At 37.8% G+C, this 23631-nt stretch carries 22 protein-coding genes and 4 pseudogenes; 11 read left to right on the forward strand and 15 right to left on the reverse strand.

Features of this window, described 5'->3' with window-relative positions; translation table 11 throughout:
* From holB to dnaX, 6 genes are all read right to left on the reverse strand, one after another.
* Positions 1-939, reverse strand: a complete 939-nt coding sequence (gene holB, locus MKX69_RS09305; protein ID WP_049142403.1) for a DNA polymerase III subunit delta' — start codon at positions 937-939, stop codon at positions 1-3.
* 13 nt (positions 940-952) lie between these two features.
* Entirely contained in the window at positions 953-1282 is a 330-nt protein-coding gene (locus MKX69_RS09310) for a cyclic-di-AMP receptor (protein WP_341009924.1), read from the reverse strand.
* Positions 1283-1296: 14 nt separating this feature from the next.
* Positions 1297-1941, reverse strand: a complete 645-nt coding sequence (gene tmk / locus MKX69_RS09315) for a dTMP kinase (protein WP_002318294.1) — start codon at positions 1939-1941, stop codon at positions 1297-1299.
* 63 nt (positions 1942-2004) lie between these two features.
* On the reverse strand, positions 2005-2601 hold the full coding sequence (gene recR / locus MKX69_RS09320) for a recombination mediator RecR (RefSeq protein ID WP_002296223.1): 597 nt from the start codon (positions 2599-2601) through the stop codon (positions 2005-2007).
* A 24-nt stretch (positions 2602-2625) separates the two neighbouring features.
* Entirely contained in the window at positions 2626-2940 is a 315-nt protein-coding gene (locus MKX69_RS09325) for a YbaB/EbfC family nucleoid-associated protein (protein ID WP_002292337.1), read from the reverse strand.
* A 19-nt stretch (positions 2941-2959) separates the two neighbouring features.
* Positions 2960-4705, reverse strand: coding sequence for a DNA polymerase III subunit gamma/tau (dnaX, locus tag MKX69_RS09330; RefSeq protein WP_341009928.1), 1746 nt, complete (start codon positions 4703-4705; stop codon positions 2960-2962).
* A gap of 214 nt (positions 4706-4919) precedes the next feature.
* Here dnaX and MKX69_RS09335 point away from each other — a divergent pair, with 214 nt between their 5' ends.
* The 3 genes from MKX69_RS09335 to MKX69_RS09345 are packed head-to-tail and all read left to right on the forward strand — an operon-like array spanning position 4920 to position 8170.
* Positions 4920-6167, forward strand: a complete 1248-nt coding sequence (locus tag MKX69_RS09335) for an SPFH domain-containing protein (protein WP_002294044.1) — start codon at positions 4920-4922, stop codon at positions 6165-6167.
* 24 nt (positions 6168-6191) lie between these two features.
* Positions 6192-7376, forward strand: a complete 1185-nt coding sequence (locus MKX69_RS09340) for a TFIIB-type zinc ribbon-containing protein (protein WP_341009931.1) — start codon at positions 6192-6194, stop codon at positions 7374-7376.
* Positions 7373-8170: a TPM domain-containing protein gene (locus MKX69_RS09345; protein ID WP_002289232.1), complete on the forward strand. Its 798-nt coding sequence runs from the start codon at positions 7373-7375 to the stop codon at positions 8168-8170. The genes MKX69_RS09340 and MKX69_RS09345 overlap by 4 nt, the downstream gene beginning before the upstream one ends.
* Positions 8171-8612: 442 nt before the next feature.
* On the opposite strand, the gene MKX69_RS09350 is transcribed toward MKX69_RS09345, so the two are convergent.
* The gene (locus MKX69_RS09350; RefSeq protein WP_002289231.1) at positions 8613-9269 is read right to left on the reverse strand and encodes a Crp/Fnr family transcriptional regulator; all 657 of its coding nucleotides are present in this window, start codon (positions 9267-9269) and stop codon (positions 8613-8615) included.
* A 192-nt stretch (positions 9270-9461) separates the two neighbouring features.
* On the opposite strand from MKX69_RS09350, the gene MKX69_RS09355 reads away from it, so the two are divergent.
* On the forward strand, positions 9462-9740 hold the full coding sequence (locus MKX69_RS09355) for a hypothetical protein (RefSeq protein WP_002289230.1): 279 nt from the start codon (positions 9462-9464) through the stop codon (positions 9738-9740).
* Between the two features lie 18 nt (positions 9741-9758).
* Positions 9759-10967, forward strand: coding sequence for an MFS transporter (locus MKX69_RS09360; protein WP_002294047.1), 1209 nt, complete (start codon positions 9759-9761; stop codon positions 10965-10967).
* 70 nt (positions 10968-11037) lie between these two features.
* On the opposite strand, the pseudogene MKX69_RS09365 reads toward MKX69_RS09360, so the two are convergent.
* Positions 11038-12013 (reverse strand): annotated as a pseudogene (locus MKX69_RS09365) (IS30-like element IS6770 family transposase).
* A 99-nt stretch (positions 12014-12112) separates the two neighbouring features.
* On the opposite strand from MKX69_RS09365, the pseudogene MKX69_RS09370 reads away from it, so the two are divergent.
* From MKX69_RS09370 to MKX69_RS09380, 3 genes and pseudogenes are all read left to right on the forward strand, one after another.
* Positions 12113-12526: pseudogene (locus MKX69_RS09370) on the forward strand (recombinase family protein); the annotation flags it as partial.
* 121 nt (positions 12527-12647) lie between these two features.
* A complete protein-coding gene (locus MKX69_RS09375; RefSeq protein WP_341009934.1) occupies positions 12648-13076 on the forward strand; it encodes a hypothetical protein in 429 nt (142 codons plus the stop codon).
* Between the two features lie 273 nt (positions 13077-13349).
* A complete protein-coding gene (locus MKX69_RS09380) occupies positions 13350-14309 on the forward strand; it encodes an IS30 family transposase (RefSeq protein WP_002330482.1) in 960 nt (319 codons plus the stop codon).
* A gap of 245 nt (positions 14310-14554) precedes the next feature.
* Here the strand turns inward: MKX69_RS09380 and MKX69_RS09385 are convergent, their stop codons facing one another.
* The gene (locus MKX69_RS09385) at positions 14555-15409 is read right to left on the reverse strand and encodes a CPBP family intramembrane glutamic endopeptidase (protein WP_341009936.1); all 855 of its coding nucleotides are present in this window, start codon (positions 15407-15409) and stop codon (positions 14555-14557) included.
* Positions 15410-15597: 188 nt separating this feature from the next.
* Between MKX69_RS09385 and MKX69_RS09390 the strand changes: the two genes are divergently transcribed.
* Positions 15598-16509 carry a MerR family transcriptional regulator gene (locus MKX69_RS09390; protein WP_085406810.1) on the forward strand — a complete coding sequence of 304 codons (912 nt, stop codon included), beginning with the start codon at positions 15598-15600 and terminating at the stop codon, positions 16507-16509.
* Between the two features lie 129 nt (positions 16510-16638).
* A pseudogene (locus tag MKX69_RS09395) lies at positions 16639-16998 on the forward strand (MATE family efflux transporter); the annotation flags it as partial.
* A 63-nt stretch (positions 16999-17061) separates the two neighbouring features.
* Here MKX69_RS09395 and MKX69_RS09400 read toward each other — a convergent pair.
* The 5 genes and pseudogenes from MKX69_RS09400 to MKX69_RS09420 all read right to left on the reverse strand — a co-directional run.
* A pseudogene (locus tag MKX69_RS09400) lies at positions 17062-17301 on the reverse strand (PTS sugar transporter subunit IIA); the annotation flags it as partial.
* A gap of 448 nt (positions 17302-17749) precedes the next feature.
* Positions 17750-18013 carry a type B 50S ribosomal protein L31 gene (locus MKX69_RS09405; RefSeq protein ID WP_002290330.1) on the reverse strand — a complete coding sequence of 88 codons (264 nt, stop codon included), beginning with the start codon at positions 18011-18013 and terminating at the stop codon, positions 17750-17752.
* Positions 18014-18111: 98 nt separating this feature from the next.
* Positions 18112-19407: a transcription termination factor Rho gene (rho, locus tag MKX69_RS09410; RefSeq protein WP_341009944.1), complete on the reverse strand. Its 1296-nt coding sequence runs from the start codon at positions 19405-19407 to the stop codon at positions 18112-18114.
* Positions 19404-20675: a UDP-N-acetylglucosamine 1-carboxyvinyltransferase gene (locus MKX69_RS09415; protein ID WP_341009945.1), complete on the reverse strand. Its 1272-nt coding sequence runs from the start codon at positions 20673-20675 to the stop codon at positions 19404-19406. Before MKX69_RS09415 ends, rho begins: the two co-directional genes overlap by 4 nt.
* A 164-nt stretch (positions 20676-20839) precedes the next feature.
* The gene (locus tag MKX69_RS09420) at positions 20840-21709 is read right to left on the reverse strand and encodes a class II fructose-bisphosphate aldolase (RefSeq protein ID WP_002294057.1); all 870 of its coding nucleotides are present in this window, start codon (positions 21707-21709) and stop codon (positions 20840-20842) included.
* 102 nt (positions 21710-21811) lie between these two features.
* Here MKX69_RS09420 and MKX69_RS09425 point away from each other — a divergent pair, with 102 nt between their 5' ends.
* Complete coding sequence (locus tag MKX69_RS09425) at positions 21812-22024, forward strand: hypothetical protein (RefSeq protein ID WP_002294058.1); 213 nt, start codon at positions 21812-21814, stop codon at positions 22022-22024.
* On the opposite strand, the gene MKX69_RS09430 is transcribed toward MKX69_RS09425, so the two are convergent.
* Positions 22001-23611 (reverse strand): CTP synthase, encoded by a 1611-nt coding sequence (locus MKX69_RS09430; protein WP_341009947.1) that lies wholly within the window; start codon positions 23609-23611, stop codon positions 22001-22003. The two genes, MKX69_RS09425 and MKX69_RS09430, sit on opposite strands and share 24 nt — an antisense overlap.
* Positions 23612-23631 lie beyond the last annotated feature (20 nt).

Raw genomic sequence — 23631 nt, forward strand, 5'->3', positions numbered from 1 at the left:
CTAAAAAATCGTATGCAAAACGAACTGTTCCGCAACAGCCTGAAAACTGACATTACTGCGCAGTTTCTGCTCTGCGATCAATATCCGTTCAATTATCTGGTTTATCTGTTTCACTTTGCCATATTCGCCGTTTGCTACTGCTTGACGCTGTGCTTCCTGATAATAAAACATCAAGACAGATAATCCTGTAAACTGTTGTGTTTTTTCTTTAAATGATTTTACCAATTTTTTTTGGACATAGATAAAGGCTTGAGTATCTTGCTTTTGCAAGTAAACGAACCATTGATAAATCAAGTCCTTAGCATCATTAAACCATTCATCTTGAGAGATTTCAACTGCTTTTCCTAAACTGTTTGTTAAGAAAGCCAAAAGTTTTGCTTTTTCCAATGGAATCTGCTCTTCTTGCAATCGATGGATCAGTGCTTCTTTCGAAAGTTCTTGAAAATGCAGAACTTGACAACGAGATTGAATAGTAGGGAGAATTCTTCCTACTGCATCTGTTTCTAACACCGCCAAAAAATCTCCAGGGGGCTCTTCCAAGAATTTCAACAAACTGTTTGCCGCACTGCTATTCATTTTTTCAGCTTCTTTGATCAAAAAAACTTTTTTTCTTGATTCGTAACCGCTGCGACTGAATTCCGTCTGCAAACGTCTGATCTGATCGACTTTGATGGTTTGTCCTTCCGGTTCAATAACCAAAACATCTGGATGTTCTTTCTTTTCGATCCGCTGACAATTGTTGCATTTTCCACAAGGCAGATTGTCTTTCATTTGGGTACAGAACAGGTGCTGTGCAAGCCATACACCTACTTCATGTTTTCCTGTTCCTTTCTCCCCTTCAAAAAGATAAGCATGAGCGATACGCCCATGCTCAAAACTCCGTTGAAGCTGCTGATACACGATCGGTTGCATTTGAGCCAAGTTTATTTCTTGATTCATAGCTCAGCTCCTCCTAAAATTGATGGAATCCTTCAACAGGTAAGACGAAGACTATGGCACCGCCTACTTCTACTTCTACTGGATAAGGGACGCCCCCATCCATCGAAATATCCAGTGTAACAGGTGTAGATACAAATTGCTTTCTTGATTCACACGTTTTTTTGATGATTTCCAATGCTTCTTCTACACGGTCATCTTCAATACCCACGATAATCGTGCTGTTTCCAGCCTTAAGGAAGCCGCCTGTCGATGATAGTTTTGTGGCACGGATATTTGCATCAATCAATTCATTTGATAAACGGTTGCTGTCTTTGTCTTGGATAATCGCTAAAATAATTTTCATAAACGTTCACCTTCCTAGTTTTCAAAAAATTGCGGATACTGTTCAATAATTGTATGATAACTTGTTTGCAGCACTTCTTCAAAGCCTTTTCTTGCATCAACTTTGTGGATTCTTTCCGGATTCTCTTCTGCCAGCTTCAAATAGGCATGACGTACACGCTGGTGGAATTCCAAACCTTCCGAATCTAAACGGTCGATTTGATTTTGTCTATTTTTCTTGATTCTTCTTAATCCGGTGTCTGAATCTACGTCAAGATAAAGGGTAAAATCCGGCGTAGTACCTTCTGTAGCAAACTCATTCAACCGAGCAATCTCGGTAACGCCGATGCGTCGGCCTGCACCTTGATAAGCAAGAGAACTGTCGACAAATCTATCGCATAAAACGATTTTCCCTTTTGCCAGAGCAGGCAGAACCTTTTCGACTAGATGTTGTCTTCTTGCCGCTGCATAAAGCAGTGCTTCCGTACGTTCATCCATCCGATCATTTTTTGGATCAAGGATCACTGCTCGGATCTCTTCAGCAATCGGAATGCCTCCTGGTTCTCTTGTTTGAATGATTTCTGTTTTTGCTACTTCTTTCAAAAGAGGGTAAAGTTCATTCAAGATGCTGGTTTTTCCTGCACCATCAGGCCCCTCGATTGTAATAAATAGTCCGTTCACATTGTTGCCCCCATCTCTTGTGCTGCTTTTATATTGTATCTGAAAAAACACTTAATTAGAAATTTATAACTCACGTCTTCCTTCGACAGCTTTCAATAAAGTAACTTCATCTGCATACTCGATATCAGAACCTACAGACAGACCATGTGCTAGACGAGTCACTTTGATACCTGCGGGTTTGATCAGACGTGAGAGATACATAGCTGTTGCTTCTCCCTCTGTTGTTGCATTTGTTGCGATAATCACTTCTTTTACATCTGCATCATGCAGCCGCTGCAACAGAGAAGAAATATTGATGTCTTCTGGACCTGTCCCTTCCATCGGTGATAACACACCATGGAGAACATGATAAAGTCCGTGATATTCTCGCATTTTTTCCATTGCCATTACATCTTTCGGCTCTTCGACCACTAGGATAACGCTTCGATCACGTGAAGGATTTCTACATATTTCGCAGGGATCTTCTTCTGTGATGTTTCCGCAGATACTACAAAAATGCAAATCGCGTTTTACACTTAACAAAGATTTAGCAAATTCATTTACTACTTCATCTTTCATATCGATCGTATAAAAGGCGAGTCTTGTCGCTGTTTTCTGACCGATTCCTGGAAGTTTCATGTAGCTGTCGATCAGTTTCGCAATTGGTTCTGGATATTGCATATTCATTACTCCTTCAGTTTAAAACTAAAATCCTGGCAAACCTTTTGCGTATTTCCCTAATTTTTTCTCAGTTTCCACATCAATTTGTGCGATCGCATCATTGACTGCCATTACGACAAGATCCTGAAGCATCTCGATATCATCAGGATCAACGACTTCTTCATTGATTTGGATATCTTTCATGCGACGATCGCCTGTAAAAACCGCTTTGACCAATTCATTGGTGGCTTTACCTGTAAACTCTGTTTTATTTAGCAGCTCTTGTGCTTCTGCCATTTCTTTTTGCATTTTTTGTACTTGTTTCATCATGCCTTGCATATTGCCCATTCCACGCATCATAATTATCTACTCCTTTTTATTAATCATCTACCACTGTAACAGCTTCGGAGCCAAACAGTTCCTCTGCTTTTACTACAAGTGTTTCTTCTGGTACTTCTTGTTCTTGAGGAAGCAACTCGATTTCTCCTTCTGAGTCTTCAGAAGCAAAAGAGTTTTCTGTTCCCTCTTCTTGTGCCTGCGTCAAATAATTTCTTCGAAGTTCTGGCCAGCTTTCTCTTGTAATATAAACAGGATCAGGCGCATAATCTTTGATCATTCGGCTTAAGTTGTTGTGTACCGAAAGCTGCAATTCTTCGTCATTTGCTGCTCTTTGACAAACAATCTCATAATCAAACGCAATCACTAATCCTGTTGGTCCAGCTGCAACTGGTTCGCTTGCTTTAAGCATTGCTCGCTGAGTGACAGATAGACTCATCAGCAAGTCTTCCCATACTTCTTTTACTTGGTTCAGATGCTGTCTTGTCGCTTCCCGCAGAACTTTATATACTCGTTCCGTCGGTACACGATAGGTACTTGTCTGTTTTTTATGATTTGTTTGCTGTACCGGCTGTACTTTTGTATTCTCAATTCCTGTATTACTGCGTAGTTCCTTGATTTCGTTTCTTAGTTCCATAATCTCTTGTTGTAGCTGTTTTACTATCTGATCATCTGCAAATGCTACATCTGCTGAAGGAACAGAAGCAGACGGTAGCTGTGCAAGTTTGACTGTAGCGACTTCCAAATAAATAGCGGCACTATTGGTAAAACGAATTTCATTTTGAGTATCGCTCAAAATCTTTATCATTGAAAACAGCTGATCCGCTGAAACAGTTTGTGCCAATTCTGTAAATGTACTTCTGATCGTACTCGATTGTTCCTCAACTAGGTTAGGTGCTTGCTGATACATCAGCAAGTCACGGCAGTATTGTAACATATCCTCTAGAAAGCGACGTGATTCTTTGCCGGCTGCGAGAATTTGTTTCAATGTTTCCAATGCTTCTGGTACTTCTTTTTTCACGCAAGCGCTCAAGTAACTGTCCATCATTTCGTCAGTTAAGCTACCTGTCACTTGCATGGCATCATCTAAAGTAATTGTTCCTTCACTAAACGAGATTGCCTGATCAAGAATACTCAATGCATCCCGCATCCCGCCTTCTGCAGAACGGGCAATCACATTCAATGCAGCTGGTTCATAGCTGATAGTCGATTCTTTCAAGATAAATTCAAGATGTTCGACAATATCTGCCGTATTGATCCGTTTAAAATCAAATCGCTGAGTCCGTGAAATGATCGTAGCTGGTATTTTGTGAGGTTCGGTCGTTGCTAAGATGAATATGACACTTTCTTTTGGCTCTTCCAATGTTTTCAACAAGGCATTGAAAGCTCCTGTTGAAAGCATATGTACCTCATCAATAATGTACACTTTGTACGCTGCCTTTGTAGGCGCATAATTTGCCCGATCACGGATAAATCGGATTTCTTCGACTCCGTTGTTGCTGGCAGCATCGATTTCGATCACATCTTCTTGCGTACCAGCAGTAATTGATCGACACATTTCGCATTCGTTGCATGGCTCGCCGTCTTTACTGTTCGGACAGTTGATTGCTTTTGCGAAAATCTTTGCTGCACTCGTCTTTCCGGTTCCTCTGGGTCCTGTAAACAAGTAGGCATGTGAGGTTTTGTGGGAAACAATAGCATTTTTTAGTGTCTGTGTCACAGCTTTTTGTCCAACGATGTCTTCGAAACGCTGCGAACGCCAGACTCGATAAAGTGCTTGATATGCCATAAGGATCCCCCTTTTTTAAAAAATTCACTATCTCTTATTATACGTGATATTAGGTAAAAAAACTACTATCCTTCTCGGCTTTTTCAGGTATTTAAACAATACGCAATTTTCCATTTCAATTCCGTCTCTAGTCCGAGAAGTTTCACATCTTCCTATGGTATAATAAATAAACAATAATTGTTTGGCATTAGCTGAATCAGAGGAGGAATTTTTTATGGGTCTTATCAAAGCAGCAACAAGTATGGTTGGCGGCGGTCTGGCAGATCAATGGCTAGAAGTCATCGAACCAGACAATATGAGTGATACAACGGTCATGACAAAAGGTGTCAAAGTCCGCAAAGATGACAAACGTGGCTCCAATCGTAAAGGAACAGAAGATGTTTTAACAGACGGAACAGTCGTCCATGTCTATCCAAACATGATGATGCTTTTGGTCGATGGTGGAAAAATCATCGATTATACCGCTGAGGAAGGTTATTACACCATTAAAAATGACGCAGCTCCTTCCATGTTCAACGGAACACTGAAAGAAGCAATTGCTGAAACTTTTGACCGATTTAAATTTGGCGGCGTCACACCGCAGAAACAACAAGTTTTTTATATCAATCTCCAAGAAATAAAGGGAATCAAATTCGGTACAAGCGCGCCGTTGAACTACTTTGACAATTTCTATAACGCAGAATTATTCTTACGGGCACATGGCACTTATTCTATTCATGTCGTTGACCCGATTTTATTTTATACAAACGCAATCCCTAAAAACAAAACACAAGTGGAAATCAATGATATCAATGAGCAGTATTTAGCTGAATTCCTAACAGCGCTGCAATCAGCAATCAATCAGATGTCTGCAGATGGTCAACGGATTTCTTATGTACCATCTAAGAGTTTGGAATTAAGCAAATACATGGATACTGCATTGGATGATTCTTGGCGTGAATTACGTGGGATGGAGATTGTTTCTGTGGCTGTAGCCAGCATTTCTTACACCGATGATTCTGTGAAACTGATCAATATGCGTAACGAAGGGGCGATGCTAGGTGATCCTAGCGTACGTGAAGGATACGTGCAAGGTTCCATTGCACGTGGTATGGAAGCAGCCGGAAAAAATGAAGCAGGAGCAATGACCGGCTTTATGGGTGTAGGTATGGGAATGAATGCAAATGGTTCTTATCTTTCTCAAGCAGCTCAAAATAACCAAGAACAAATCAAACAACAAGCAGAAAAACAAAATCAACAAACTGCACAAGGAAACGCGGATACTTGGACATGTCCAGTTTGCGGGACAGAAAATTCCGGAAAATTCTGTTCCAACTGCGGAGCTGCCAAACCTGTAGAAAACGTTCAGCCTAAGCTACAAATGCGATGCAGTGAATGCAATGAGATCGTGGATCTTTCCAACGGCATCCCTAAATTCTGTCCAAACTGTGGTAAACCGTTTAAAGGAATCCCCGTTGATTAATTTATTTAGAAAGGTGTGCAGCTGATGGATGTTCTTACACATAAATGTCCTAATTGCGGCGGTCCGTTGACTTTTGATCCCAAAGACCAAAAATTTCATTGCGAATACTGCCTGAATATCTATACAGAAGAAGAAGTCAGCCAATATGAGCAAAAGCAAAAAGAAGCGCGTATGGCTGGCGAAGAAAGCAAAGAAGAACCTTCACCTACCGAAGATTTTACTTTTACAGCCCAAGAACAGCTTACCGATATGAATGAAGCCGAGCGCAAAGCGGTTGACGAGGCAGGCGGTTTTTCAGATACAGCGGACGAATCTGCAGATAATACCGCAGCGATGGATCTTTTTCTTTGTCCCAACTGTGGTGCAGAGATCGTGACTGATGCGACAACTGCTGCGACTTATTGTTACTACTGCCATAATCCCGTCGTACTATCTGGACGTTTAAGCGGAGAATTCTTGCCAAATAAAGTACTTCCTTTTGCTGTCGAGAAAGAAGAAGCAATCAACAGATTTCTCGCTTGGACCAAGAAAAAATGGTTTGTTCCCAAAGCTTTTTTCAATAAGGATCAAATCGATAAGTTGACAGGTGTATATTTCCCTTATTGGGCTACAGATGCTGAAGTAGATGGTGCCATGCAGGCGAATGGTACAGTTATCCGCATATGGCGGATAGGTGACATCGAATACACAGAAACGAAGCAATTTGCTGTTTCAAGAGCAGGCAAGCTTTCTTTTAAAGAACTAGTAAAAAATGCCTTATCAAAAAATACGCAACAAAAGATGGTCGAAGGCGTGCAACCTTTCCCGTTAGATAAAGCAATTGATTTTAAAAGCCAGTATTTAGCCGGTTTCCAAGCAGAAAAAAGAGATATCGAATATGAGGCAATCAAATCACAGATTCAATCTGAATTAAAAGACTATTCAGAGAAGCTGTTAAAAGATACCGCAAATGGATATACAACATTGACCGGTGTGCGAACTTCTGCTTCAATCACAAACGAAGTAAATAATTACGTATTACTGCCGGTATGGCTTGTTACTTATCGAAGCAATGACTCAAGTAAAAAAGTCTACTACTATGCAATGAATGGACAAACAGGAAAGGTCAGCGGTGTCCTGCCGATCAGCCAGAAAAAATTGGGACTGACCGCTCTTGGGATTTTCGCTGGGCTAGCGATCCTCTTTCTGATCGGAGGTTACTTGATATGATGAAAAAATTTTTTTTATTCTTTCTTTTGCTAGTAAGTGTTGGCTGGCCGGTGGCTACTCATGCAGATACAGCTACGGTAAATGATGAGGCTGGGTTATTTACAACAGATCAAATCCAATCTTTGGAACAACAGGCAGAAAAGCTGAATGAAAAAATCAAAGGACGAGTCTTGATCGTAACGACTACATCTAATTCAGAAGAACCAAGAGACTTTGCTGATAATTACTTAAGAGACGCAGTCGGAAATGATCAAAATGGCTCAGTATTGCTATTAGATATGGGACAGCGTGAAATCTACATTTCGACTTCTGGTAATATGATCGATTATTTGACTGACAGCAGAATCGATTCGATCTTAGATGATGTTTATGATCAGATGACAAATGCTGCCTATTACAATGCTGCAAAAGCTTACCTGTCTAAATCAGCAACATATGTGGAAGACGGAGTTCCAGGAGGACATTATCGTGTAGACGAAGAAACTGGCAAAATTACACGCTATAAGGTTTTGACGACAGTAGAAATCATCATTGCTGTTGTTTTGGCTCTTATCCTTAGTCTTGTCTTTTATTTTGTGACTGTTTCGCGTTATCAATTGAAATCAGGCATCTACAAATATCCATTCCGAGAAAAATCCAGTATCAAATTAACTGAAAAAACCGATCGTCTGACAAATTCTTTTGTCACGACAAGAAGAATCCCCAAAAGCCCACCTCCTGGAAGCGGCGGTGGCGGAAGTACTACCCATTCTAGCGGTGGCGGGACTTTTGGCGGTGGCGGCAGAAGTTTCTAAAAATTGCTAAATGAATGTTCGCAAAAAAAGGGCTGTGACAAAAATCGTGTCACAGCCCCTTTTGTTGCAAATAAACGGCGTTCAAAAGCTTACATCTACGGTGATAAGTCCAGCCAAGTTAAAAACATAAGAAACTGTTTTTACTTGGCTCTTCTTATTACTTGATGCAGAACAGCTTTTTCACAACCTCTTCCTTAAACGGTGTTCTCCTACCAACTCCTCGGTCACAAGTCACAATATTCATCAAACATGAAAAGCTGTTTTTTGAAATTGTTCCTTGTGACTCAGAGTTAAACGGTAGGCTCACAACCTCTTGGTAAACGGTGTTCAATCAGCTGACCCTCAGTATTAGCTCAAAAAACGGCAAAATATGAGTAACTATTTTTCCGTTTGTTTCTCTAATACTCAGGTTAAAACGCTGATTTCACAACCTCTTTGTTCATCAAAAGATAATATTGTCTTCTAACAAGTCCATATTCAAAATAACGATATGATGATCTTTCACTGTGATAATACCATCTTTTTTCAACTGCTTTAAAATTCTGTTCACACTGCTAGCAGTTGAGATGCCACAAAATTTGGCGATTTCTTCATTCGTGATTGAAAAATCGATCAGCATCCCTTCTTCTGTCCGCACACCGAATAAATCATATAATTCGTAAAGTTGCGTACAAACAGCTCCCAGCTTTCCATTTAATAGCATTTGCTGCATTTTTTTCATCGAATAAAGCAGACGATAGCGGTAATACTCTTTTACATAGTGTTGTAGCTTTGGGTCTTGGTTGATATTTTGCCAAAAGCGCACACGATTGATTCGATAAAACTCTGCATATTCTGATTCAACTCGAATATTATACGGCGAATCGATGAATTGTGAATATTCGTCTTTTAAAAGAGAGACGATTTCAAGATCTTTGATATAGCGAAGGTTAAATTCTCTCCCATCATTTGAAATAACACTTGCTTTTACCGTTCCCTCTTTCAAGATATACGTATGGGAATCTTCCATCCCTTCGAATGTCAAATATTTATGATATCCTTTGCGTATAATCGGAAAATCATTTTTATCCAAATATTCCTTTAAGACTCTACTATCCAATGATGCTCCCCCATCCAAACTTTCATCTAAAAAGATCATACAGTACTTTAAAACTTTTTAAAGTCCAAAGGTATTTTACTAATGATATTAACATTTGTTAAGTACCTTTTTCCATCACTTATGCGATTTTTTTCCTTTTTTTTATTCGTTATACTGCAGAAGTAAAATTTTTTAAGAATAGAGGGAAAAAACATGAATTACTGGATGAACACAATCATTAATCGATTAGAAACAGCATATCAAACAAGATTTGATATGAAAGCTTCTTTAGTCTTTTTAAATGATGCGTATCAAAACTCGATCGAATTGATCAAAGCAGTGGATGAGAATCCAACAAACGAATGCGAAGAATTTTTAAATCTGTTTATGTCTACAAGAGATTTATTTATTCGCCAACTTGTTGATCGCTATCCATCCAATTATCACGATGTAGAAGTTCAAATACAAAAATTAAAAGCATATTCAGCTTAAGGGGAATGTATAACATACATGGAAAAGAAATTATTTAATAAATATTTTATCGGAATCACATTGATCAATTTTATTGTCTACCTGATTTATTATCTGTTGATGGTCATCATGGCAGTCATTGCGCAAGACACCTTACACGCCAGCTTGAGCCAAGCAGGTTTTGCTTCTGGGATCTATATCATCGGAACATTGCTGGCACGCTTATTCATGGGGAAACAGTTAGAACTATTTGGTCGGAAGTTTACCTTAAGAGGCGGCGCGATCTTCTATCTCCTTTCAACATTAGCATATCTTTATACGCCAACTATCGGGGCATTGTATTTAGTTCGATTCTTGAATGGATTCGGCTACGGTACAGTTTCTACAGCTACAAATGCTATCGTTACTGCATATATCCCTGCATCTAAAAAAGGGGAAGGCATCAATTATTATGGATTAAGTACTAGTTTAGCTGCCGCTGTTGGGCCATTTTTAGGAATGATTTTGCTGAATATGACTGATTTTCGTTTCATTATCTGGTTTTCAATTGTACTGGTCTTCTTTGTTACGATTGCCTGCCTTGTCTTTCCTGTAAAAAATATTCCATTATCTGAAGAACAAAAAATATCTCTTCGCTCATGGAATATCAATAGTTTTATTGAAAAGAAAGCACTTTTCATTACAGGAATTGCCTTTTTGATGGGTCTTTCTTATTCAAGTGTTTTATCATTTTTATCTTCTTATACAAAAGTAATCCACTTAGTTGCTGCTGGGTCATTTTTCTTCGTCGTATATGCTTTGGTCATCACATTTACACGTCCATTGACTGGAAGGATTTTCGATGTCAAAGGAGAACAATACGTGATGTATCCTAGCTATTTATTCTTAACAGCAGGATTATTTTTACTGAGTGTAACGACGAATAGTGTGACATTGCTTATCTCTGGAGCATTAGTCGGCCTAGGTTATGGTACGTTTATGTCAAATGGACAGGCTGTTTGTTTAAAAATCGTCCGCGAACATCGAATCAGTATTGCTTTATCTACCTACTTTATTGGTTTAGACCTAGGCTTAGGCGTTGGTCCTTATTTGATGGGGATGCTAAAATCTCTTACTTCATTTAGAGGATTGTATGTGATTGCCGGAGTCATTCCATTGATATGTACAGCACTCTATCTTGTTAATGGCCGAAAACATAGTCATGAAGCAGAGGGCGAATTGATTGAATCATTGAAAAATGAAATTTGATCTTGATGAATAGATAAAAAAAACCGTTCAGATCTGAAAATGATCTGAGCGGTTTTTTGAGTATGATTTGTCAAATTAAGCTAGAATAAAATGCTTCTTGTACATAGCTCAAAAATATTTCGATTGGTGTTCTGTAATTCAATGATTTTCTTGGAATATGATTACGTTGATTGCTGACACTGGAAATAAATGTCTGATTCACTTCTCTAAAATCCATTGATTTCGGCAGTCCATTACGACGCAGAATCCCGTTAGAATTCTCGTTTAATGGGCGTTGAGAAGGTGTTCCAGGGTCCGCAAAATATATATCAATATCATGTTGGTTACTAATGGCTTTCCAGTTAGAAAATTCTTTTCCACAGTCAAACGTAATAGATTTAAAGAAGTTTTTAGGGAAGCGAGAAAACCATTGATTAAGGGCAGTTTCAATATCTAATGCCTTACGGCCGTTGGGTTTAATCGTGATAATGACTTTAGATAATCTTTCAACTAAAGTAATGACGGCACTTTTATGATGAATGCCAACGATCGTATCACCTTCAAGGTGACCAAACTCAGAATTGAAATCAGGATAATTATCAGGTCGATCATGGATTGAGCGCTGATACTGTTGTTTTCCCCGTTTTTCCTGATGGCCATTGGGTTTTCTTTTACCTTTCATCGGTAGTGTGTCAATATCAAATATTCCTTTAGAAAATAAACGATAAAGGGTTCTCATACCGCATGAAACAGGTCTTTCTTTTCGCCCGATAATGACGTCAGGCGTCCAACCAAGAGTGACTTTCTCTTTAATGTAATCTACTTCATGAGCAGGTAATTGAATGACTTTTCTACCACATTTTTTCTTATTTTCTTTATACTGGTGCCAATAATCAAGAGCAGTCTTACCTTGCTTGAACTTATTGACTACATTATATATTGACTACATTATAAATAGTTTGTATAGCACGTCCCATTCGGTTAGCGATTTCAACCGGCTTATTATGTTGAAGATAATATGATTCTATCATTGTCAGTTCGTCTATGGTAAGATGTTTGTAGGTCATTTATGGTTACACTCCTTTGTTTTCTTTCGTCGGAAATACAATTTGAGTGTACCATAAATGCCTTTTTATTTTTCTAACTTAATTTTACAATTCGCGCTTTTAAAAAAAAATGACACAATAATTGTGACTAAATTGGATCGATTTGCTAGAAATACGAGAGAAGCTTTAGATATTATTGAGCCGCTTTTGGATAGTGAAGTAACAATAAAGGTTTTAAATTTAGGTACTATTGAAAATACGCCAATGGGAAAAATGATTGTGCGAACGCTACTGAGTGTTGCTGAAATGGAAAGAGATATGATTTTAGAGCGTACACAAGAAGGAAAGGTTTTTGCAAAGAAAAATAATCCTAATTATCGGGAAGGAAGACCAAAGTCGACATTAAATAAACAGAAACTACATGCATTTGACTTGTTACAATCGGGGAAAAGCTACAGAGAAGTCTCCTCGATGACTGGTTTTAGTAAAAGCACATTGCAACGTATAAAAAAACTTGCATTAAATAAGGATTAATGAAAATCTATATTAATTTATACGTATGGTAATCTTGGGTTATTTTTACGTTTTTTCAAAACAATTTGTACCATTATTTTATATCCTAAAAAAATGTAAGAAACTAAGGAGAATTAATTATATGCTCAATCTATTTGAATTAACAATGTTTTCAAATAGGTATGATATCGATCATAATGGTTTTAAAAATTCAAATTTAATTTTATCAATATTTTATTTCCAAAATTCTATTGCTGAACAATATATGATTCTTAAAAAAGAAAATGGAGATCATTATTTAATTTGTGCTTTTGATTTCGTAAATGAAAGTATTATTCCAGTACAAATTGAAAATGTTCATAGAATTCTAAAAGACTTACGAGACTTTTTAAATAGTGACTTTAATATTACTGATGTCAATATAGATTCGATAGATGAAATTGTTGGGAATTTTGCAAATCGAAAAATAAATAAAGATATTGACACTTATAAAAATGTTTCTATTATTACTACAAATCAACGTAGAGTAATAACTGGTAACAGCGAGGTTTACAGTGGGGGGGGGAAGTAATTTCCTTTTCTAAAGAATTATGGATAATGAGTAAAATGGGATTCGTTTTCGGAAAAGTAAATTTCGAGAACACTCATAAATATATATCAGATATTAAGAAAATACATTTGTTTGATGATGTAGTTGCTAAGTATAATATTAAAAACAATGAATTGAAAATCGGAGGTTCTGTATACAATTCGCCGATTGTAAAATTAAGCTAGACAACTAAAAAAGCCATTTGTGCTACACTCAAAATAGTTCTGACCAAAGAATTATAAGGAGTGAGTACAAATGACCTATACCCATCTTACAACGGATGAACTTGTAATGATAGAGTCTTATTTCAAAATAAATCAATCTGTTGCGAAAACTGCGCATTGCTTGAATCGTTCAAGACAAACGATCCATAAAGTATACCTATTCTTCAAGCAAGGAAAATCAGCCTTAGAATACTATCAACAGTATAAGAAAAACAAATCAAACTGTGGTAGACGCCCGCTTGTTTTACCCGAGGAACAATCAGAATATATTCAAAGAAAGGTTGTTCAAGGATGGACACCCGATGTGATTGTTGGTCGTGCAGCGTTTCCTATTCGTTGTTCTGCTCGTACCATTTATCGTATGTTCAAAAAGGGGCTATTTAATCCTTCTGACTTACCGATGAAAGGCAAGCGTAAACCGAATGGACATCAAGAAAGGCGTGGAAAACAAGCTTTCCGCCGCTCTATTCATGAACGTGAAAAAGATTATAGCCAATTCTCAAATGAGTTTGGTCACCTTGAAGGTGACACTATCGTAGGTCTGAAACATAAAAGTGCTGTAATTACCTTAGTTGAACGATTATCAAAAGTTATCATTACATTGAAACCGTGTGGTAGACAAGCGATTGATATTGAAAAAAAATTAAATCATTGGTTTGAATCTGTACCGAAAAATCTATTCAAATCCATCACTTTTGATTGTGGAAAGGAATTTTCAAATTGGAAACAAATCAGTAATGCCAATGATATTGCCATTTATTTCGCTGATCCAGGAACACCGTCTCAAAGAGGCCTAAACGAGAATTCTAACGGATTGTTACGTAGAGATGGTTTATTGAAATCTATGGATTTCAATTCAGTAGATGAATCTTTTATTCAATCTGTCACATCTAAACGAAATAATATTCCTAGAAAATCACTGGATTATCGAACACCTTTGGAAGTATTTTTGAGTTACGTAAGTATTGATGATTTGTCTAACTTAATTTGACAATTAAGAATTTAAAAAAAGGCTCAAATGAGATTGCATTTTTCTTGAGTTCATTTGCTTATGAATTAAGTAAAAAAATGGGTTTTCTTTCATTTCAATCCTCAAATCCATCGGTGCCTGTTAAGGAAGTATCCCGTAGGTAATCAGTTAATTATCGAAAGAGCTTGCGACTGATAATTAACTGATTACAGAGGGGCAGTTGAGCTTGCGAAATATTTTTTGAAAGGAATATTGGTTGGTTTTTATCAACTCCATTCTTTTTTATAAAAGCCTAATTCTGGTAAAGAGATTGCTTTTAATTGTTTCCACCCACTGATTACTAGAGGTATATACAAGAGGATAAACAAGAAATTAATCAAAATTGTAGACATAGCTTGTTTGGGATCAGAACTGACATAAGAAATGGCGTTTGAACCTGTAAATAGTAGTGAACCTACCATTAGTAATAAATCTGATAGACCATGAACTAGTGAGATTCCCCAGATATTTCGTGTTTTTAGATAAACTGCACCAAAGAAAAATCCTGCCATTCCAGCACTAAGGGTTTTAAGGATAGCCTGCAATAATCCTAAGGTACTTAAATCGACACCACTTAAGAACCAACCTAAGAGAATATGGACAAACCCGAAGATCAAACCGTTAATAGCAACTGCCCAAATCAATCCATCACGAGTCTTTCCCATTTTTGCTAAGAATGCTTGCATGATAATTCCACGGAATAAACCTTCTTCGAAAATTCCAAGTAAGAAATAAAAAATTATTGCTTGGCTAACTAATGCTAACCAATTTGGTTGTATACTGCTATGAGATGACATAGCACCGGTTATGCTTGAAATACTGATTAAGACACCTGGTAGGAGATAAAGAATGCTTTTCTTAAAGGTGAATCCTATTCCCTTCGTTTTAAATTTAATCAGAGAAATTCCGCCAATCCCAATCAGTAAAAGAACGGTCAGAAGTGCTAAGGGTATCTCTTGTTGTAAGTTTTTTGTAATTGTCTCATCTGTTGGGATCATTAAGATAATGACAAACGCAACAGTCAATGCAATTAATGCTGTTAACAGAGGGTATTTTCTTAAAATATTTTGGTTCTTTTTCATAAAGTTCTCTCCTTTTTAACGCCAGATTCAATTGTTCTGGTGGTGTTTGACTTTATGTTAAACTATGATGTAACGTTATAGTCAAGAAAAAATATTTATTATTATGAGCCGATGGTAAAACATCGTAATTCTGTGTGAAAATTCACTTATTTGGTTGTGATTTAGCAGTACAATGAGGAGGAGTTATTATGAATAAAAATATAACCATCGGAGCTTTTGCCAAGCTTTGTGATACAACTAAAGCGACCCTTCGCTGGTATCGTCAGTTCGGTTTATTTGAGCCTGCTGTGATTGGAAGTAATGGCTATACCTATTATTCAGTCGAACAAGTTTTCGAATTTAAGATGATCAAGACACTCCAAAATATCGGCTTTTCTTTAGACCAAATCAAGACATTCAAAAGCGAACCAAAATTAGCCTGTACAAATTCTTTTTTAGAAGAGCAAATTAGTCAACTTGATCAACGAATGAGCGAATTACAAAAACAGCGTGATTTCTTAATAGGACTACAAAATACAGAACGGCTTATTCTTTCTGATTGGGGAAATACTCCAACTAAGGGGGATTGGCAAATTAAGCGTCTCGAGGAAGAATCTTATTTAGTTATGAATGCTCCAGTCGTAAATCCAATTGTTTATAAACAACACTTAACGACTTTTCAAAAATTGTGTGGGGAATTAGGCTTAGGAATTGACGCTCCCATCGCCATGTTTTTTGAGGAACAAAGTTTACTTCATCGTCAATTCTCTGAGGGGTTTTGTTTGGCAACAAAGGTTACTACATCATCTGACATCCAAGAAAAACTTTTAATGCGAGAGGATACTCTAATTGAAAAACCGAGGTTGGTTGTTCGAGCCGCTGGAGAATATCTTGTTTATCTAACTGCCTTTCCTTTAGAACCCCAAACTCAAGATACTGAGGAAAATGACATTGTCATGAATCTCATGATAGCTGGTCAAAACGCTGCTTTTACTTTGGCTTTACGTGAAGGTTTTTCCTCTAAAATGGGTCTACTACAAGTCCCACTTGTTGCACTGGCTCAAGAAGACGGTCGCACTTATTTGTTTTCTGAGTTATCTTTTTTTAAATTGCAAGGCTAAACTTACTTATTTAAAAATAGCAATAAGTGACTAAATAATTTCCATAAAGGAATGTTCACTCGTTGATTGAAACAATACCAAGAAATTGTCTTAGCTGATAAAATAAATTAGTTTAGCTATCAAATAGGATTGTTTTTTGGTACGCCATATATTGCACCTTGGTTTACCACAGATGCTGAGGCAATAAAGCAAATTGTTATTGCGCTAAGAATTGACGCTTTTAATCAACCAGGACTAGCTATCAGTCTAATATTAGCTGGCGTACTCCAAGGAATGGGAGATACTAAAACCCCATTATACAGTACTGCATTTGGAATGTGGGTCACACGCATATTAGGTGTAATACTTTTAGGGAATATATTGGATTTAGGGATTGCTGGAGTGTGGTTAGCAATTGGCATGGATCTATATATACGTTCACTTTTTTTAATCTATCGTTTCAGACGAAATATCCAAATTTTAAATAACAATAACGAAACACCTTCCTAAACCAATGATTTTTTATCGCTGGTTTTTGCCATTTAGCGATTAAAAAAATTGCCATATAAATAGAAAAGTAACAGCTGGTTTTGTCACATATTTGCTTTTTGCATGGGGAATCCCAAATCCATCTTCTATTCCTGTGGAGATCTCCTCCTCTCGTTTGAATAGTGCCTTAACGACTTTTTGAACATTTCTTACCTTATTTGTTTTTTTCAACACATCCCCTATTCGCTCAAATAATGATCCTTTTGAATCTATCGATGGATCGAAAACAATCAGTTCTTCTGCGATCAATTGATCAAACTTCATAAAAAACCTCTCTCCCACAAAAAAATGTTAACGTTTTTCTTGGAACTGAGGTCAGTATAGCATCGCTAGCTGTACCGTTCAATATTATGAATGAACAGAGGAAAAAGACCCATCATCCGCGTGTATAAGTCATTAAAATGAACGATCTAGCTCACAAGCAATCGCAAGTCTATAACAAAACAAAAAGCCTTCCTTGAAAGGAAAGCTTAGCTTCTAATTTTAGGTAAATGGTTTTTTACTTCGAAATAACCTTCTTTCATTTCGTTAATAAAAGGTGTCTTTATCATGTTGATAGTCAAAGCTATATACTATTTTTTTCATTGTTTTGTGCATTATGATCCTACGACTTTTTCAGCATCAAACGAAGTTTTAAATTGGCAAAAAAACATAAAAAAACAGACTATCCCTATCAGATAGTCTGCTAAACGTTGAGTTATCAGCGTTTTTATTATTCCGCAGCGTTTGCGTCTTTGAGACCGTATTTTTTGTTGAAACGGTCCACACGTCCGTCTGCTTGTGTGAATTTTTGACGTCCAGTGTAGAATGGATGTGAGTCAGAAGTTACTTCGACACGGATGACTGGGTATGTATTACCGTCTTCCCATTCAACTGTTTCTTGTGAAGTTTTTGTTGAACCTGACAAGAATTTGAAACCAGTTGTTGAATCCATGAATACTACTGGGTGGTAATCTGGATGGATGTTTTCTTTCATGATTTTTTCGCTCCTTTGCCCTGCTCCATTTGCTGAACCAGAGTTGATTTGTCGATTTACAACATTAACATCTTAACATGTTTCAGTCAAGGTTGCAATTATCTTTTCAGATTTCTGGTCGGATTTTTTTTACCAAAGGAGACATCTTGAAATTCTTTGAAAAATTGCTTATTGTTTTTTGTTTTACGCAAAAAGCGGATCAGTTGTTCCGTATATTCTAATGAATCTCCAGTCATATTTTTTCGAAGTTTCCAGATTTCTTCTAATTCTTCACTTGGCATCAATAATTCTTCTTTTCGGGTACCTGATTTTTTGATATCGATGGCTGGGAAGATCCGACGTTCAGATAATTCACGTGAAAGTTGTAATTCTAGATTTCCAGTTCCTTTGAATTCTTCATAGATCACGTCATCCATACGGCTTCCTGTATCGACTAAAGCGGTCGCTAAAATCGTCAAACTGCCACCTTCTTCGATGTTTCTTGCTGCCCCGAAAAATTTCTTAGGTTTATACAATGCGGCTGGGTCAATCCCGCCACTCAATGTACGCCCGCTAGGTGGAACGACTAAGTTATAGGCCCGAGCAAGTCTAGTAATACTATCCATCAAGATAACGACATCTCGTTTATCTTCGACTAAACGCATTGCGCGTTCCAATACTAATTCAGAAACTCGAGTATGGTTTTGCGGTTGTAGATCAAATGTAGAAGATACCACGTCGCCTTTCACGCTTCGTTCTAGATCCGTTACTTCTTCCGGTCGTTCATCAATCAGTAGAACGATTAATTCTACTTCCGGATAGTTTTCGGTGATACCATTTGCGATTTCTTTTAATACAGAAGTTTTCCCTGCTTTTGGCGGTGCGACGATCAATCCACGCTGACCAAAACCGATTGGAGAAAAGATATCGATCATTCGGGTAGATAGTCTTTGCGGTGTTGTTTCCAGTTGAAGCTGTCTTTGCGGATAAAGAGGTGTTAAGGCTGGAAAATGCGGACGTTCTTTTGCTTCTTCCGGATCTTTTCCATTAACGCTTTCCACGTGCATCAAACCATAATAACGTTCCGATTCTTTAGGTGGACGGGCTTTTCCTGCCACTTTGTCCCCATTTCTCAAACTGAATCGTCTGATTTGTGAGGCAGAAATATAGATATCTTCTGCACTTGGTCCATAATTGATTGGCCGTAAAAAACCGTAACCATCTTGACCAACGATATCCAATATTCCTTCCATATAATAAAATCCTTGTTTCTCTGCTTGTGCACGAATCACAGCTAGAGATAATTCCTTTTTGTTCATCTTACTGTAATAAGGAATTTTAAATTCTTTGGCATAACTATAAACTTCTTTTAACGTTTTGTTCTCTAGTTCTGCCATTGTCAAATAATCGCTCATTCAGCTCCCACTTCCTCTATCATTTCAATTGATGCCCCTAAGGCTGTTAGTTTCTCGATAATATGATCATAACCGCGTAAGATATAATCTACATTGTAAATCGTCGTTGTCCCTTCTGCCAATAGTCCAGCAATCACTAAACAAGCACCTGCCCGAAGATCAGAAGCCACGACTTCTGTGCCGTGAAGTTTATTTGGACCATTCACGATGATCATATTTCCTTCCACGGTAATATCAGCGCCCATTCGTGCTAGTTCCGGCACATGTTTCACACGTTTCGCATAGATCGTATCGATGATTTCTGAAGTGCCTGTAGTCATCAATAGTAACGCAGTAAGTGGCTGCTGCAGATCTGTGGCAAATCCTGGATAAGGATAGGTCATGATGTTTGCGGGTTTTAATTCTTTCGAGGGGTAAACTTCGATTTCATCTTCGCTGATTTTCATATGGACACCAATTTCCTGCAATTTTGCTATAAAGCTTTCCAAATGTTCAAAGATCACATTTTTCACTTTGATACCATTTCCTACTGCAGCTGCTAATGCTAGATAGGTTCCTGCTTCGATGCGGTCAGGAATCATGAAATGCCGACAGCCATGTAATGTTTCGACTCCTTCGATACGGATCACATCTGTACCCGCTCCTCGAACTTTTGCCCCCATATTATTCAGTAAAGTTGCCACATCTATGATTTCCGGTTCTCGTGCAGCGTTTTCAATTACTGTCTGTCCTTTTGCTTTTACAGCAGCTAACATCACATTGATCGTTGCTCCGACTGAAACCACGTCCATGAAAATCCGATTGCCACGCAATCCTTTATTTTCTGCCCGTAAATACATGGCACCATGTTCATTTGTCACTTCAGCACCTAGAGCTTCAAATCCTTTGACGTGTAGATCAATCGGTCTAGGGCCTAAATAACAGCCACCTGGCAGGCCTACTACCGCTTCGCCAAATTTACCAAGCAGTGTTCCCATAAAATAATAAGAAGCACGCAAACTATTGATTTTTCCGTGCGGCATCGGAATCGATATGATTTCTCGAGGATCGATTTCTAGTATGTTGTTGGAAAAATGGACAGTTGCGCCCATGATCTCTAAAATTTCAATTAATGAATGAACATCTTGTATGTCCGGCACACCTTCCAAGATCACTGGGGAATCAGCTAAGATTGCAGCTGGAATCAATGCGACTGCACTATTTTTTGCACCGCTGATCGTTACTTCACCAGCTAAAGGTCGGTTTCCTTTGATTACGATTTTTTTCATCTGTTTCCACCTTGTTTATTAATCTTTTTTCATGGATATGCTTGTATTTTATCATAGATAAAAAAAAGAAACGAGCATGGTCTGCCGTTTTAAGTAAAAAAGAATGGAGAACGACTTCAAAAGTCGTTCTCCATTCCTATATATCGTATCTGTTATGTGGATGCTTACGCTTTGTTAGCTGAACCGAACCAGTCGATATGAGATTTAGCATCTTCAACGATTGCTGCTTTACCTGGAGCTAATAATTTACGAGGGTCGAATCCTTTACCTTCTTTATCTTTACCAGCTTCGATATATTTACGAGTAGCTGCAGCAAATGATAATTGGAATTCAGTGTTAACATTTACTTTTGAGATACCCATTGAGATAGCTTTTTCGATTTGATCTTGAGGAATACCTGATCCGCCATGTAATACTAAAGGCATGTCTGGACCTACAGCATCAGCAATTGCTTGTAAGTGGTCAAAAGCTAATCCTTTCCAGTTTTCTGGATATTGACCATGGATGTTACCGATACCGCAAGCTAAGTAGTCGATACCTGTAGCAACCATTTGTTTGCATTCTTCAATATCAGCTAATTCGCCGTTACCGATGATTCCGTCTTCTTCTCCGCCGATTGAACCAACTTCACATTCAACTGAGATACCTTTTGCATGTGCTTTTTCAACAACGTCTTTAGCTAATTTCAAGTTTTCTTCAAATGGTAGATGTGAACCATCGAACATTACTGAAGTATAGCCTAATTCGATACATTCCAAAGCAGCTTCGTAGTCACCATGGTCTAAGTGGATAGCAACTGGAACAGTGATGTTCATTGCTTCAACTAAATCAGTGATTAAATCTTTACAGATTTTGTAACCACCCATGTATTTAGCTGCACCCATTGATGTTTGGATAAGTACTGGTGCTTGTTTTGCTTCAGCCGCTTCAAGGATTGCTTGAGTCCATTCCAAGTTGTTTGTGTTGAATCCGCCGACAGCGTAACCGCCTTTACGAGCAGCTTTTAAAAATTCAGCTCCTGATACTACTGGCATAATAAAATTCCTCCTAAGTTTTGTAAAACTAAATTTGTTAAGACAATTCTTAACCAACGACCCTATTTTACCAAACATTTCGGTAGTTTTCTACTAAAATCAATGAAAATGAAAATTTTCAAGAAGTTTTTTGCAAAAAATAAAATATCCAATAGCGCTTTAATCGAAAAAAGTCTTTTGCTTTCTATCTTTTTTCCTACAAATAATAACAAATCAGAAAAAGAGAAAAGTGACAAGAAAATTGCTTATCCCCTTCTCTTGCTACTTTTCTCTTTCTATCAAGTTCAAAAATTATTTTGTTTCGTGATCTGCTAATGATGCTCCGACAAATGCTTTGATTAATTTTTGCGGGCGATTTGGACGAGAAATCAATTCTGGGTGGAATTGGCATCCCACAAAGAATTTTTTCTCTGGCAGCTCTACGATTTCTACTAAACGGTTATCTGGTGAGACACCTGAAAAGACTAGCCCTTGTTCTTCAAACAATTGACGATATTTGTTGTTGAACTCATAGCGGTGACGGTGACGTTCTTGCACAACATCGGCTCCATCATATGCTTCAGCCGTCTTCGTTCCTTTTTTGATTTTACATGGGTATAATCCAAGGCGTAAAGTTCCACCCAAATTCTCGATGTTTTCCTGATCAGCCATTAAATCAATAATATTGTTTGCTGTATCTGGATTCGTTTCAGCTGATGACGCATCTTCTAATCCAACGACGTTACGTGCAAATTCGACACAAGCCATCTGCATACCAAGACAAATACCTAAAAACGGAACGTCATTTTCGCGAGCATAACGAATCGCTTCGATTTTCCCTTCTACTCCGCGATCACCAAATCCACCAGGAACCAAGATTCCATCTGCGTCTTTCAAACGTTCTTCTACATTTTCTCTCGTTAATTCTTGTGCTTTGATCCAATCGATCTCGATGTCTGAATTATAGGCGAAACCAGAATGTTTCAATGCTTCAACTACTGAGATATATGCATCTGGTAACTCGACATATTTACCGATAAGCGCAATCCGTACTTTTTTCTTCAAGTTCAAGACACGTTCTTCTAATTCTTTCCATTCTGTCATGTCTGCTTCTGGTGTATCTAGTTTCAAATGGTCGCAAACAATTTGATCCATTCCTTGTGCTTGTAAAACTAATGGGATGGAGTAAAGTGTATCTACATCTGGCGACTCGATAACTGCTTCTGGTTCGACATCACAAAATTGTGCCAATTTATTTTTCACGCTTTGAGAAACAGGTTGCTCTGTACGTACCACCAAAATATTCGGTTGGATACCTAAACCACGTAGCTCTTTTACACTGTGCTGCGTTGGTTTAGTTTTCATTTCTCCAGCAGCTTTCAAGTAAGGAATCAATGTTGTATGGATATACATAACATTATCTGTACCGACATCTGCTTTCATTTGACGAAGTGCTTCAAGGAATGGCAAAGATTCTATATCCCCTACTGTTCCCCCTACTTCTGTAATGATCACATCTGAATCAGTCATTTTAGCTGCTCGCATGATTTTTTCTTTGATCTCATTTGTAATATGAGGAATAACTTGAACAGTTGCTCCCAAGTATTCGCCCTTACGTTCTTTACGCAAAACTTCAGAATAGATTTTTCCTGTCGTCACGTTGGAGTATTTGTTCAAATTGATGTCAATAAAACGTTCGTAGTGGCCCAGATCCAAATCTGTTTCAGCACCATCATCTGTTACGAATACTTCTCCGTGCTGATATGGGCTCATCGTCCCCGGATCCACGTTGATGTATGGATCAAATTTTTGGATAGTTACTTTTAAGCCGCGGTTTTTCAATAAGCGTCCTAAAGAAGCTGCAACAATTCCTTTTCCGATTGATGAAACGACACCGCCGGTCACAAAAATATATTTTGTCATAAGTTCAAAAACTCCTTTTT

Origin of the sequence: Enterococcus sp. FSL R5-0957 (assembly GCF_038008005.1) — a bacterium.
Lineage (GTDB): Bacteria > Bacillota > Bacilli > Lactobacillales > Enterococcaceae > Enterococcus_B > Enterococcus_B faecium.